The organism is Micromonospora sp. CPCC 205558 (assembly GCF_036902955.1).
In the GTDB taxonomy this organism is placed as follows: Bacteria; Actinomycetota; Actinomycetes; order Mycobacteriales; family Micromonosporaceae; genus Micromonospora.
Map to the genome: position 1 here is coordinate 195,151 of NZ_JBAKHR010000012.1, position 13,457 is coordinate 208,607.

At 72.0% G+C, this 13,457-nt stretch carries 11 protein-coding genes and 1 riboswitch; of the genes, 7 read left to right on the forward strand and 4 right to left on the reverse strand.

Going from position 1 to position 13,457, the window contains the following annotated elements; genetic code table 11:
* The first annotated feature begins 227 nt into the window (after window positions 1–227).
* The 5 genes from V6U86_RS16865 (at window position 228) to V6U86_RS16885 (ending at window position 5,292) form a co-directional block, all read left to right on the forward strand.
* Entirely contained in the window at window positions 228–1,460 is a 1,233-nt protein-coding gene (locus V6U86_RS16865) for an acyltransferase family protein (protein WP_334504279.1), read from the forward strand.
* A gap of 93 nt (window positions 1,461–1,553) precedes the next feature.
* On the forward strand, window positions 1,554–2,012 hold the full coding sequence (locus V6U86_RS16870; RefSeq protein WP_334504281.1) for a hypothetical protein: 459 nt from the start codon (window positions 1,554–1,556) through the stop codon (window positions 2,010–2,012).
* Window positions 2,013–2,145: 133 nt separating this feature from the next.
* Entirely contained in the window at window positions 2,146–2,916 is a 771-nt protein-coding gene (locus V6U86_RS16875) for a hypothetical protein (protein WP_334504283.1), read from the forward strand.
* A gap of 285 nt (window positions 2,917–3,201) precedes the next feature.
* Window positions 3,202–3,343: riboswitch (cyclic di-AMP (ydaO/yuaA leader) on the forward strand.
* A 232-nt stretch (window positions 3,344–3,575) separates the two neighbouring features.
* Entirely contained in the window at window positions 3,576–4,418 is an 843-nt protein-coding gene (locus tag V6U86_RS16880; RefSeq protein ID WP_334504285.1) for a C39 family peptidase, read from the forward strand.
* 127 nt (window positions 4,419–4,545) lie between these two features.
* Window positions 4,546–5,292, forward strand: a complete 747-nt coding sequence (locus V6U86_RS16885; protein WP_334504288.1) for an alpha/beta fold hydrolase — start codon at window positions 4,546–4,548, stop codon at window positions 5,290–5,292.
* 4 nt (window positions 5,293–5,296) lie between these two features.
* Here the strand turns inward: V6U86_RS16885 and V6U86_RS16890 are convergent, their stop codons facing one another.
* From V6U86_RS16890 to V6U86_RS16905, 4 genes are all read right to left on the reverse strand, one after another.
* Window positions 5,297–6,967: a CDP-glycerol glycerophosphotransferase family protein gene (locus V6U86_RS16890; protein ID WP_334504290.1), complete on the reverse strand. Its 1,671-nt coding sequence runs from the start codon at window positions 6,965–6,967 to the stop codon at window positions 5,297–5,299.
* A gap of 30 nt (window positions 6,968–6,997) precedes the next feature.
* The gene (locus V6U86_RS16895; RefSeq protein ID WP_334504292.1) at window positions 6,998–8,515 is read right to left on the reverse strand and encodes a bifunctional cytidylyltransferase/SDR family oxidoreductase; all 1,518 of its coding nucleotides are present in this window, start codon (window positions 8,513–8,515) and stop codon (window positions 6,998–7,000) included.
* A 145-nt stretch (window positions 8,516–8,660) separates the two neighbouring features.
* Window positions 8,661–9,437 carry an ABC transporter ATP-binding protein gene (locus V6U86_RS16900; RefSeq protein WP_334504350.1) on the reverse strand — a complete coding sequence of 259 codons (777 nt, stop codon included), beginning with the start codon at window positions 9,435–9,437 and terminating at the stop codon, window positions 8,661–8,663.
* Between the two features lie 34 nt (window positions 9,438–9,471).
* Window positions 9,472–10,365 carry an ABC transporter permease gene (locus V6U86_RS16905; protein ID WP_334504295.1) on the reverse strand — a complete coding sequence of 298 codons (894 nt, stop codon included), beginning with the start codon at window positions 10,363–10,365 and terminating at the stop codon, window positions 9,472–9,474.
* A gap of 180 nt (window positions 10,366–10,545) precedes the next feature.
* Here V6U86_RS16905 and V6U86_RS16910 point away from each other — a divergent pair, with 180 nt between their 5' ends.
* Both V6U86_RS16910 and V6U86_RS16915 read left to right on the forward strand, forming a co-directional pair.
* Window positions 10,546–11,184 carry a TetR/AcrR family transcriptional regulator gene (locus V6U86_RS16910; RefSeq protein WP_334504298.1) on the forward strand — a complete coding sequence of 213 codons (639 nt, stop codon included), beginning with the start codon at window positions 10,546–10,548 and terminating at the stop codon, window positions 11,182–11,184.
* A gap of 123 nt (window positions 11,185–11,307) precedes the next feature.
* The gene (locus tag V6U86_RS16915; RefSeq protein WP_334504300.1) at window positions 11,308–13,425 is read left to right on the forward strand and encodes a DUF6077 domain-containing protein; all 2,118 of its coding nucleotides are present in this window, start codon (window positions 11,308–11,310) and stop codon (window positions 13,423–13,425) included.
* Window positions 13,426–13,457 lie beyond the last annotated feature (32 nt).

A 13,457-nucleotide genomic window follows, 5' to 3' on the forward strand; every position in this document is an offset into this window, starting at 1 on the left:
CTCCGGTGCAGCGGAAGGTTAACGCCGGCCGGCGGGCGACTGCGTGGCTCGGGGAACGTGGGCTCCTGGGGCGGGTGGGACACGTCCGGTTCACCCGGGAGTGACCCGGTAGGGTGCCTCGGTGCGGCCCTGCCGGGTCGTCGCGGGCGTCGCCGTCGTGCCGTCCGACGCCGTGCCGAGGAGGATACGACCGTGCTGGTGAGCCTGCCGAGCGTCGGGATCCCGGCATGACGAGCACCGCGCCGTCGACCGCCCGGCCGGCATCCGCCCCGCCGCGGCTGCCGTCGCTGACCGGGCTGCGCTGGATCGCCGCCCTGCTGGTCTTCGGCTTTCACGCGGGCACCATGCGGATCATCGCCGAGCCGGACTACAAGGCAGTGGTCGACGCGCTGTTCACCCTGGGCCTCTCCGGGGTGCAGTTCTTCTTCATCCTCAGCGGTTTCGTGCTGGTCTGGTCGGCCCGCGACGGCGGCTCCCGGCGTACCTTCTGGCGGCGACGGATCGCCAAGATCTACCCGAACCACCTGGTGCTGTGGGCGGCGACGCTGCTGGTCGCCGCGTGGTTCGCCGACCCGGTCCTGCCGGCAGCCGCGCTGGAGAACGTGCTGCTGCTGCAGGCGTGGGACCCCCGCCCGGGCTGGTTCTACAGCATCAACACCGTCAGCTGGTCGCTGTCCTGCGAGTTCTTCTTCTACCTCTGCCTGCCGTTCGCGCTGCCGCTGCTGCGCCGGGCCCGCCCGAAACTGCTCTGGGCGCTGATCGTCGTACTGCCGCTGCTGATCCTCGCGCTCTGGCCGGCGCAGGAGTTGGTGCCGGAGGTGAGTCGGTGGTGGTTCACCCAGATCTTCCCGCCGGTGCGGTCGCTGGAGTTCTGGTTGGGCGCGGTGGGGGCCGAGTTGATGCGCCGAGGGCTCTGGCGCGGTCCCGGTCTGCCCGTGGCCAGCGGGATCTTCCTGGTGACCTGGGTGGCGGCAGGGCAGTGGATCCGCGCCGAGCTGTGGACCACGCTGCTCGCGGTCGTGTACCTGTTGGTGATCACCGCGGCCGCGGACGCGGACGTGCGGGGTCGGCGCTCGCCGTGGCGGGCCCGGCCGTTGGTCTGGCTCGGTGAGGTCTCGTTCGCCTTCTACCTGGTGCACGTGCTGGTGATGACGAGCGTGCTGCGCTGGAGCGGGGACTGGGGGACCGGCTTCACGGGCTGGCGTGGCCCGGCCGTGGTGCTCGGCTTCCTGGTGGCGAACCTGATCCTCGCCGGGCTGCTGCACCGCTTCGTCGAGACCCCGATGATGCGCCGGCTCGCGCCGCGCCGTCCGGCCCGTCCGGCGCCCGTTCCCCGACAACGCGCGGCCGGCGACGACGACGCACAAGACCCCGCGAGCAGCGCCCGCGGCGAGGTCGACGGACCTGCCGACGACGTCGGCCCGGCCAGCCGTCGATCACCGTACGTCGACCGGCGCTGACAGCGTCCACCCTGGTCAAACGGGGTCGGCGCGGCGCGATCCGACACGCCCGTGGTCGGTGCGTCCGGGTCGGTGTGACGGTAGCGTGGGCGCGTGCTTCCGGTCGCGTTCACCTGTCCGCTGTGGTGGGTGGCGCGCTGGGCGACGCGGGTGCTGACCAGCCTCGCCGTCGTCGCGGCCCTGGCGCTCGGCGCAGGCCCGGCCACGGCCGCCGCGCCGACGCCCAGGCCGGTGCCGACGTCGAGCGCGGTGCCAACGTCGAGCGCGGTGCCAACGTCGAGCGCGATGCCGGCCGCCGTCGCTGTCGGGTCACTGGCGGCCTCCTGCCGGCACGCCGAAGCGCAGGGTGTGGCGCGCTCGACCCCGGCGATACCGCCGGAGGCCGCCGAGGATTCGGTTCCGACCTGGTCGGTCGACACGCCGGTGACGTTCCCCGGCGATCAGGGCGCCACCGCTGCCGGCGTGCTGCCGGTCCACACGGCCGAGTCTGACCGGCTGCCCCTCGTCGACAGTGCGAGTGGTCGAGCCTCCCGAGCCCCACCCCGGCGCTGAGCCACCGGGACGACCGTCCCGTCGCCGCGCCCTGTCGACCCACCCGCTTCCTACCCCGCCGACCGGTGGCCCGCCGTGGCCCGCTGGCCGGTGCGGGCCCTCACCGCACTGTTCTCTCCCCGAGGTGCCGACCATGGAGACCGCCGTCTTCTACCAGTTCGTGACCGAGGTGCCGCAGGCCGCCGCCATCTGGTCGACGCTGTTCCTGCTGACCCTGGGCCTGCTCACCGTGCTGGCCGCCCGCCCCGAACGGGACCGGCCCACTGACGACCCGCCCCCGGCCGCGCCCACCGCTCGGGAGCTGGCCGCCGCCGAGGCCGTCGACAGGCGTCGCTACGCCGAGGAGGTGGCCGTCGCCGCAGCCGGTGCGTCGACGACCGCCAAGCGGCGACGCGCCGCCTGGCTGACCGCTCAGGAGCAGCTGGAGCGGGCCTGGATCGAGTACGACGAGGCGGACAACGCCGCGCGTCGTTTCGCCGGTGCCGGGGCGCTGCCCACCCCGCGCACTCCGCACACCCCCGCCGAATACGCGGCCCGGGAGCGCTATCTGCACCGGGCGGCGATGGCGGCGTACTGGCGGGGTGACCTGAGCATGGCGCAGCTCGGTGACGTGTTCGGGCACCGGCACGGCTGGGATCCCCGACGACACCCGGTCGAGCAGGAGGTGCTGATCAGCCGGGTGATCCGGGACGCGCGGCTGGCCGACTACCAGGTGGCCGCCGGCCGTGAGCGGGCCGCGTGGCGCGACGCGGAGTTGGCCGCCGAGTCGGCTCGTACCCTCGCCGAGGAGGCGTACGCGGCGGCGGCCCGGCTGCGCCCGACCCCGGTGCCCGTCCGCCGGACGGTGGCGGAGGCGTTGCGCCCCGCCGTGGTGGCACGGTGGCGGCCGGCGCGGGTGGGTTGAGCCCGATCTGTGATGTGAGGCCGGTCACGCAATTGTGAAATCGGACGTCCGGCGCGAGTGGTGCCATCGTTCCCACGATTGTGGTTGCGTTTTTTGCCGCCTGTCCGGTTGTCGCCCGCAGGCGCGGCCGTAACCGGTTGTCCCATCGAGTCACGTCATCGGCAATACGCGCAGAAATTGCCGCGCCAATTGAGGTTTACGCAGGTGAGCCTTGCTTGGCAGGGCACGTGGACCACCAGTAGTGTCGTCCCGTCCGGTGCGGTAACCGATCGCAAGACGCGACGCCGCATCGACCCGCTTAATCGTGATCAACGAACCGGGGACCCATCAGTAAGTCCGGGGTGAATCCGCGAGCCACGGCCCGCGGTAGGGCGATCTTCCCGCCCGAATCCGTCAGCTAACCCGGTAGGCGGTGTCGGAAGGAGTCCCAATCTCGTGCAGCACCTTTCCACCCCTCGGTTGTTCCCTCGCCTCCACGGCGCGGCGGTGCACCCGCTCAATCGTCGAGTGACGGTGAGCTGACCCCCGGGTCATCGCCTTCCCCGCCCGGCCACGCCGGGCGTTCCCCTGAGCGGTTCACCATCCGCGGACCACGGTCCGCGCGCTGGCGCCTGCCCGGATACCGGTCCGGCCCCGGTGTGCCGCTCTCCCCCCGATCCGTGGAGGACCCCGTGAAGCACACCCTGCAGCGTCAGCTCCGCCGTCTCGCCACCGAGCGCCCGTACCAGATCGTTGCCGCCGCCGCGGCCCTCGCGATCGCCACCACCACCGGCGCCCTGGTCACCACCGCCGACGACGCCCCGGCCGGCCAGCGCACCGCGACCACGGTCGCCGAGATGCGCAGCGACGTCGCCGCCTCCCGCAGCGAGGTTCGGGACGCGTCCCCCTCGGCCAGCGCCGTGCCGACCACGGCCGCCCCGGCCAGCAGCGCCGCGTCGCCCGCCGCCAAGACCACGACCAACCCGGACCTGACCCGGAAGCCGAAGCCGAAGCCGCCCGCGACCAAGGTGCTCGACTACGACTACGAGGCGCAGAACACCTACTACAACTGCGGCCCGGCGGCCACCCGGAACGCGCTCAGCGCCGCCGGCATCGACCGCACCCAGGAGGAGCTCGGCGCCGAGCTGGGCACCACCGAGATGGGCACTAACTCGGCCGAGGACACCACCCGGGTGCTCAACGCTGAGGTGAAGGGCTCCCCGTACCGGACCCGGATGTTCCCCAGCGCGCCCAGCCCGGCGCAGATGGACCGGCTCCAGGCCGACGTCGTGAAGGCCATCACCGACGGCCGGGGCGTGGTCGCCAACGTCGTCGGGGACGCCACCGACACCGACGGCGGCTGGCACTCCTACGGTGGTGGGCACTACATCGCCGTCGTGGGCTACAAGGACAACGGTCGCACCGTGCGGATCGCCGACTCGGCGAACCCGGCCGACCCGTCGTACTGGATCACCACCATCGACCTGGCTAACTGGATCACCAGCCGGGGCTACTCCGCCTGACCCAGGCACGCTGAACCGTCACGGGCGCCGTCCCCCACAAGGGGCCGGCGCCCGTGGCGTCTTCGCATGTCGCGGCTGGGCGTCGACGACTCTCGTACCGGGCCGTGAACCGTGACAGACTGCGGCCGTGGTGGAGACATCGGGTGGTCACGCCGGCCGTGGGCCGGTCCTGCTGCTGCTGCACGGCATGGGGGCGACCGGGGACGTGTGGTTGCCCTGGGCGCCGTACCTTGAGCAGCGCTGGCCCGGGCGGTGGCTGGCACCGGACCTCGCCGGCCACGGTTGGGCGCCGCCGCTGCCGTCGTACTCCTTCGCGGGCTTCGCCCAGCAGGTCGCGCAGGCCCTCGCCCCCGACGACCGGCTGGTCGTGTTCGGACACTCGCTGGGTGGGATGGTCGGCCTGGCGCTGGCCGCCCGCGCCGCCGGGACGCCGGTGGACGCGGTCGTCGGGCTGGGCATCAAGGCACAGTGGACGGCCGCGGAGCTGGAACGCGCCGCCGAGGTCGCTGCCCGCCCGGTGAGCTGGTTCGCCAGCCGCACCGAGGCGGCCCGCCGCTACCTGCGGGTCTCCGGACTGGTCGGCCTGCTCCCGCCGGACCACCCGGTGGTGGACGCCGGTCTGCGCCAGGTCGACGGCCGGTGGCGCCTGGCCATGGACCCGACCGCCTTCGCCGTCGGCGAACCCGACCTGGGCGCGCTGTTGGCGGCGACCGACGTGCCGGTGGTGCTGGCGCGCGGGGAGAACGACCCGATGGTCACCGACGAACAGCTCAAGGAGTACGGCGTACCGGTCGCCACGCTGCCCGGTCTCGGGCACAACGCGCACGTGGAGGACCCGGCGGCGGTGCTGGCGCTGCTCGACCCGTACCGCTGAGCGGCTACGCCGGTGTGGACGTGGTCAGTGCCGCGGCCGGCGTCAGCTCCCGGCGGGCGGCGGTCAGGAACGCCTCGGCGTACGACTCGGCCGGGAAGTCACCCAGGTAGCGGCGGCGGGTGGCCCAGCGGGCATCGGCCAGCGGGTCGGTGTCCAGTAGCGCGGTCAGCACGCCGTCCACGTTGGACATGTCCCGGCGCAGCACGTAACCCGACCCGGCCAGCGGGAACCGTTCCACGAATTGGTCGCCCTCGTCGCCCATGTCGGTGACCGCGTACGGCTTTCCGGAGTAGAGGAAGTCGGAGATCACGCCGGACACGTCGGAGACCAGCGCGTCGGAGGAGTTGACGCACTCGGTCAGGCTCAGCTCCCGGGCCGCCGCGCCGACCACGTGCTGGCGGCCGGTGCGGGCCCGGTCTGCGACGAGCAGTTCGGTCAGGCGGCCCAGCTGGCGGGCCGACGTCGGGTTCTGCCCGGTGTACGGGTGGGCCCGCAGGATCACGGTCGCGCCGCGCTCCAGCAGCCGGTGCAACAGCTCTTCGGCCACCGGCAGCGAGCAGTAGTCGGCGTCGGCGTGGTGCCCGGTCCAGGTCGGGGTGTAGAGCACCGTGGGGTGCGCCAACCCGCGCGCCGGCTCCGGGCGTACCTCGATCGACTCGACCTGTGGGCGACCCACCACCACGAACTTGTCCGCCGGGATCTGCACCCCGGCGCGGGCGTACCGGTCGATCGCCGCCTGCCCGGCCACGAAGATCCGGTCGAAGATCCCCGACACCGGGTTGGCGCTCGGCGCCTTGTCGCTGTCGCCGTGGTGCAGCTGGACGTGGGTGAGCTGGGTGAAGCGGACGCAGTGGCTGTTCTTCGCGCCGTGGTTGACGTAGAACGCCGCCCGCAGGCTCGGCACCAACGCCTCGTCCAACGCCCCCAGGGTGGGGCAGTAGACCACCGGCGCGTCGGTGGCCGCCGCGATCGGGGCCAGGAACTCCGGCTCGCGCAGCACGACCAGGAACGGCCGGCCGATCCGTTCCAGGTACGGCAGCCACATGGTGACCTGGTATTCCGACCCGGGAGGCGCGGAGAAGTAGAGCAGGAACTCCGGCTGGTGCCGGCGCAGCGCGGCGGCCACCGGCCCGCCGGTGGCCCTCGGCCGGAACCGCCGCCGGGCCAGGTCCAGTGCTACCGCACCGGCTCCCGCGCCGACCAGCAGGCTGGCGGCCAGCGCCACGCCGGCCGGCAGGTCGAGCGCGGCGGCGAGCGCCAGGGCGGCGAGCAGCCCGAGCAGAGCCGTGCCGAGATGGTCGGCGACCAGCGGCGTCCAGGCGCGTACCGGCAGGTTCGCCGCCCGGATCTCCAGACTGCCGGCGGTGCGCAGCGGCCCCACCAGCAGCACCAGCCCCAGCAGGACCAGCCCGGTGGTGACCAGCGCGAGGTTGAGCCCGTCGTCCAGCCGCCGGGCGTAACCGACCAGGACCGCCGCGGCGATCAACGTGGTCTCCGCTACGAGGTCAGCGCCGGGCCGGATCCGCTGCTCGGCGGCAGTGGCGGCCAGCGCGGCGACGGCCAGTGCCAGCCCCCAGCCGGTGGCGCCGGTGAGCGCCAGCACGACAAACGCCAGCACGGCCAACCCGATGGTCAGGCACCGGGCGGCCAGCTTTCGGACCAGGTCGCCGCGCATGTAGCTCCGTTCGTGGTTCCGCCGCCGGTGTCAGTTCGCGGACGTCACGTCGGTCGGTGCCTCGAGAGGACCCGACCCGGGCTGGGCCGGCACGTTCGGCGTGGGCCCGTCACCGGGTGCCCGGCGTACGTCGATGACCTGACCGGTCAGGTCGGAGATCAGCACGTCCAGCGACGACTGGGCGACGGCCTCCGCGGCGAGCAGGGTGTGCTCCGGCTCCTCGCCGAAGGCCCGCGTCCGCATCGGGGTGGCGGTGCGCTCCGGGTTGATGCAGTTGACGCGGACGCCCACGTCGGCCCACTCGTCGGCGAGCGCCTGGGTGAGGTTGACCAGGGCGGCCTTGGTGGCCGAGTAGAGCGCGTAGCGGGCCCGGCCCCGGGTGTAGGAGCTGGAGGTGTAGAGCAGCAGCTGACCCTTGGTCTGCTGGAGGTACGGGAGGGCCTGGCGGGCGATGGTCACCGGGCCGACGAAGTTGACCTGGAGCACCCGGTCCATGGTCTCCTCGTCCATCTCGGCGAGGGCGCCCCTCTCCAGGATGCCGGCGGTGACCACCACGTGGTCGATCCGGCCGGTGGCCTCGAAGGCGGTCGTCAGCGCGGCCTCGACGTCCTCGGCCCGCTCCACGTGGGTGCCCGTGCTGGAACGGCTGAACGGGAAGACCTGAGCGCCGTAGCGCCGGGCCAGCTCGGTCAGCTCGTGCCCGATGCCGTAGCTGCCGCCGAACACCACGATGGTGCGGCCGGTCAGCTCCTCGCTGTAGCTGCGGTGGTCGGTCAGCCGGGGCGCCTGCGCCGCGGCGAGCTGGAAGAGCTTGTCCGCCAGGTGCACGTCGACCGGGTGGGTGACCTTGATGTTCTCGTCCGAACCGTCGATCACCTTGATCGGGGTGCCGGGAAGGTAGCGCAGTACCACGCCGCAGTCGTCGGTGGCGGCGAAGTCCGGGTCGTCCTCGGCGATCCGGTACGCCGCACGGATCGTGGGGGAGCGGAACGCCTGCGGGGTCTGGCCCCGGCGCAGCCGGGAGCGCACCGGGATGTCGGTGATGCAGTCGTTCTCGTCGACCTGGATGATCGTGTCCGCGGAGGGGATGGCCACGTCCACGGCATCGTAGCTCCAGAGCGCGTTGACGCACTCGCGCACGATCCGGCCGCTGAGCAGCGGGCGCACCGCGTCGTGGAAGAGGATGTTGCAGTCCTGGGGGCCGACCGCGTCCAGCGCGATCCGGGTGGTGGCGTTGCGGGTGTCGCCGCCCTCGATCACCTTGGTGACCTTGCGTAGGCCGGCCTTCTCGACGATCTGCTGGGCGTCGTCGACGTGGCCGGTGGCCATCAGCACGATGATCTCGTCGATCTCCGGGGCCGCCTCGAAGACCGCCAGGGTGTGCTCGATGATCGGCTTACCGGCGATCTTCAGCAGCTGCTTCGGGATGCCGAGGCCCAGCCGGGTCCCGGTGCCTCCGGCCAAGACCACCGCCACTGTCCGCGAGGGCCGCCACGGCGTCGGGGTCTCCGCTTCGGCGTCCGGGCCAGTGGTCTGGTCCTGCGTCATTGCCGGATCCTCACTCTCAGGGATGCGTTAACGGAAAGTTCCGCCCGAGCGGCGACGGAATGAACCTTAACGCGCGGACCGCGCCGCCCCAACGCGGGCGACGCGGTCCTCAGGTGCCGTGTCGATGCCGGACGTTCGTGGAACCCTACTTGCTGTTCGCGTACGTCTCGTACGCCCGGATGACCTCGTCGGTGGGGCCGTCCATCCGGATGACGCCCGATTCCAGCCAGATCGTCCGTTCGCAGGTGTCTCGTACGGAGGAGAGTTGGTGGCTGACCAGGAACACCGTCCCCGCGCCCTCCCGCAGCTCCCGCACCCGCTGCTCGCTGCGCTTGCGGAAGCCCTTGTCGCCGGTGGCCAGCGCCTCGTCGATCAGCAGCACGTCGTGCTTCTTGGCGGCGGCGATGGAGAACCGCAGCCGGGCAGCCATGCCGGACGAGTACGTCCGCATCGGCAGGCTGGCGAAGTCACCCCGCTCGTTGATCCCGGAGAAGTCGATGATCCCGGCGGCCTGCTTGGCCACGTCGTCGGGGTGCATGCCCATGGCCAGGCAGCCGAGGACGACGTTGCGCTCCCCGGAGAGGTCGTTGAGCAGGGCGGCGTTGACGCCCAGCAGCGACGGCTGCCCCTGGGTGTGGATGGCGCCCCGGTTGACCGGCAGCAGGCCGGCGATGGCCCGCAGGATGGTGGACTTGCCGGAGCCGTTGCTGCCGATCAGCCCGATCGCCTCGCCCCGGTACGCGGTGAAGGAGACGCCCTTGACCGCGTGCACCTCCCGGACGTTCGGCGCGTGGGTGCGCTTCACCAGCCGGCGTAGCGCGGCCACCGGCGTGGTGCCACCGGCGGCGCCCTGGTGCACCCGGTAGATGATGTGCGCGTCGTCCACGACCACTGTCGGGATGCGCTCCAGCGTCTGGGTCATCGTCGCGCTCGCCTCGGGGCGGGCGTCGAAGTGCTCAACCACGGCCGTACTCCTGTTCGCCGCGCCAGAAGTAGATGAAACCGCCGATGCCGGCGACCAGCGCCCAACCGGCGCCGACCAGCCAGAGCTGGGTCAGCGACTCGTTGAGCAACGGTGCCTCCTCAAGCAGCGAGTACCGCGCCAGCTCGATGTAGACCAGCAGCGGGTTGTATTGAACGAGGGTCGTCGCCCAGCCGGGCAGCCGCTCGAAGAGGCTGACGCTGTAGAGGACGCCGGAGCCGTACATCCAGGTGCGCATGATGAACGGCATCACCTGCTTGAGGTCGCTCGACTTGGAGCCCAGTCGGGCCACGATCAGCACCACACCGGCGTTGAACACCGCCTGCAGCAGGAGGGCCGGCACCAGCAGCAACCACTCCCAGGTGAGCGGCTCGCCGGTGACCAGCACGATGCCGATCAGCACCACCATCGAGGCCAGCAGTTGCTGGAACTGGGTGATCGTGGTGGACAGCGGCAGGCTGGCACGGGGGAAGTGCAGCGCCCGGATCAGCCCCAGATTGCTGCTGATCGACTGGGTGCCGGCCAGGACCGCGCTCTGGGTGAAGTTGAAGATGAACAACCCGGTGGTCAGGTAGGCGATGAAGTTCGGGATGCTGTTCTGCGCCAGCACCACCCCGAAGATCAGGTAGTAGACCGCCGCGTTGGTCAGCGGGGTGAGCACCTGCCAGAGCTGACCCAGCTTGGCGTTGCTGTACGAGGCGACGAGCTTGGCGTTGGCGTACGCGGCGATGAAGTGCCGGTAGGCCCATAGTCGGCGGCTGTACTCGACGAGGCTGGGGCGCTCACCGGCGACCCTTAGCCCGTGCCGAGCGGCCAGCTGCGCCTGGGTCAGGCCCGTGTCGGGGTCGACCAGCGCGGTGGTGGCCATGGAAATGGCGCTCCGATCTTTCGTGCAGACGGGGGTTGCTCGCGACGATCGCATCCTAGTGGGAAATTTGCGCGGGGCGCCGCCTCGTCGCTGCGAGGACAGTAGTCCGAAACACGTCGGGACGCAACCGTACCGTCGTTGCGCTACGCTATCCGGCGTGACCTGCGATAAGAGCCCTCGATGACGGCTGAAAAGAGGCGGGCACCGGCCGGCGCGGCGGTGCTGCGCGGCGAGATCACCACGGCGATCCGTCGCGCGCTGATGCAGGAGCTCGCCGCGGTCGGCTACGGCCGGCTCTCCATCGAGGCGGTGGCCCGCCGGGCCGGCGTCAGCAAGACGGCGATCTACCGACGGTGGAGCTCGAAGCTCGACCTGGTGCTGGAGATCGTCGCCGCCGCGGCCCACGGCAAGCTCCCCGCGCTGGACACCGGCACGCTGCGCGGTGATCTGGCGCTGCTGTTCCAGGCGGTGGCGCACGCGCTCCGGCACCCGCTGGCGTCGCAGATCATCCCGGACCTGCTGGCCGAGGCAGCTCGCAACCCCACGATCGACGCGACCCTGCGCCAGGTGCTGCACGCGCGGCAGCAGGAGATCGGCGGTCGCCTGGTCACCCGTGCCGTGCAGCGTGGCGAACTGCCCGCCGACACCGACCTGGACGCCGCCATCGACCTCATCGTGGGGCCGCTCTACTGGCGGCTCGCCATCGCCCGGCTCCCGCTCACCGACGGCTACCTCGACAAGCTCGTCGACTCCGTGGCGGCCGGGCTCGGCGCCGACAGCGCACTGCCCCGCCCCCGGGCGGCTCCTAGATCGGGTTGACCGGCCCCCGACACCCGCCCGCCGGTAGCAGCGGCCCCTCTGCCCGATTCCGCTACGCTGCCCCCTTGACACCCGGCCCTCACCGTGCCGAGGCCCTCATCCGTCTGACGAGTAAGGACGCCCGTGGCCAACGTCGACAGCATCGCCGTAGCGCCCGCCGAACCGGATCCGACGTCCCCGACCGGGCAGGAATCCCGGCCCGCCAAGGCTCGGGTGGGGCTGTCCCGGGTACGCGCGCTGGTGGCCGTCGCCCCGGCGGTGCTCACCGACGGCGCCGTGATCGCGTTCGCGCTCTACACCGTGCTCTACCACCTGGCCTTGCTGGGAGACCTGCGCCCGTCGGTGACCTTCCGGATCTGGCTGCTGGCGTGTGTGGTGCTCGCGGTCGTCGCCGTGTTGCGCGCCCGCCGTCGCGCCGGCACCCCGGCCGACAGCACTCCGACCGACAGCGCCCCGGCGGGTCAGGAGGCGCCCGTCGGCGCCCGGCCCGCCGCCGACCGTCGTCTGCTGATCGGGGTTCTGGTCGCCGCCGCCGTGGCCGCCGTCTCCGCCGGTGCGGCCGGCACCCGCCTCAACCTCTCCTGGTGGATCCCGGCCGTGGCCGGTCTGGTCGCGGCCGTCGGCGGGCTCCTGCTGGTCCGTCAGGCCTGGCTGCGCGGCCCGGTGTCCACCCCGGCCGCCCCGGCGCCCACCACGGCGCAGTCGGCGTACGCGCTGGTCGTCTCGGTCCTGGTCGGCATCTCCTCGTTCTTCATGTCCCGCAACACCCCGGACGACGTCTACTACGTCGGCAAGTCGGTGTGGATCGCCGAGCGTGACCTGATCCCGCTCAACGACTTCCTCTTCTCCGACAACGTGCTGCCGGCCATGGGCTCGCAGCCACCCATCCCGTCGATCGAGGCCTTCGACGGCGCGTTCGCCAACGTGGTCGGCATCCACGCCAGCTCGGCTCTCTGGTACGTGCTGCTGCCGATCATGGCGGTGGTCGCGGCGTTGGCGCTGTGGCGGCTGACGCACCGGTGGGCCCCACGCCGTCCGTTGCTCGCCTTCACCGTGGCGATCGCGTACCTGTACCTCGTCGCCGGTGGCGACGCCGCGCTGGGCACGTTCCACCTGCTCCGGCTGCACGAGGGCAAGGGCGTGTTCGTCTCGGCCGTCATCCCGCTGATGTGGCTCTACCTGACCGAGTGGTTCGACACCCGGTCGCGGCGCAGCCTGCTGCTCATCGTGGCGCTCTCGATCACCGCGATCGGGCTCACCAACACCGCGGCGATCATCCTGCCGCTGCTGGTCGGCGCCGCCGGCTTCGCCATGATGCTGGTCGGCCGCTGGAAGGCGGCCGTCGTCGCGGCGGTCGCCGCCCTCGCGTACCCGATCGGTTCGCTGGTGGTCTCCCGCCTGGTGCTCGGCGGGATGGCCGCGACCGGTGCGGACGACGAATTCTTCGACGCGGCGCACACCTACCGGCGGACCCTGCTGTTCGGTGTGGTCGGGGTGATCAGTGGTCTCGCGCTGTGGTGCGGTCCGTTGCTCGCCCGCCGGCGTACGCCCGCGCTGCTCGCCGCCGGTGGCACCCTGGCGTTGAGCGTCATGTTCGTGCCCGGCGTGCTGGAGGTGCTGAGCGCGTTGAGCGGCATCTCGGTGGTGCTCTGGCGCGTGCCGTGGCTGCTCGCCCTGCCGACGTTGATCGGTCTGCTCTGCACCGTGCGCGTGCCGGCACCGACCCCGGCGCTGCGCCGGGCGGCGTCCGGCGGGATCGCGGTGCTGTTGGTCGCCTCGTTCGCGCTGTTCGCCACCCCGATGTGGTCGTCGAAGAGCTGGGTCGAGGTGCGCAGCCGCCCCACCTGGAAGCTCCTGCCGCACCGTCAGGCGATCGCGTTCTGGATCAAGGATCTGGACCGCCCGCCGGGTCTGCTGCTCGCCCCTCAGACGATCATGCGCACCACGCCGATCGTCACCAGCGAGGTCCGGGTTGTCCTGCCCCGCGACTTCTACCTCGTCGAATACGACCTCAACTCCCAGTTCGCCAAGGACCGACTGTTGCTCGCCGACTTCGCGGACGGCACCACCAGCCCGGCGCCGGCCGAGCTGGCGCCGGCGCTGGACCGCCTGGACGTGGGCACCATCTGCGTCTACAACGGCAACCGGTACGCCCGCGACACCGTGCCGGAGCTGGGCTACCAGGAGTTCGCCACGCGCGACTCGCCCGGCGCGATGACCTGCTTCCGGCGGGCCGGCTGAGCGCTCTGCCCGCACCGGACGCCCGACCCCCG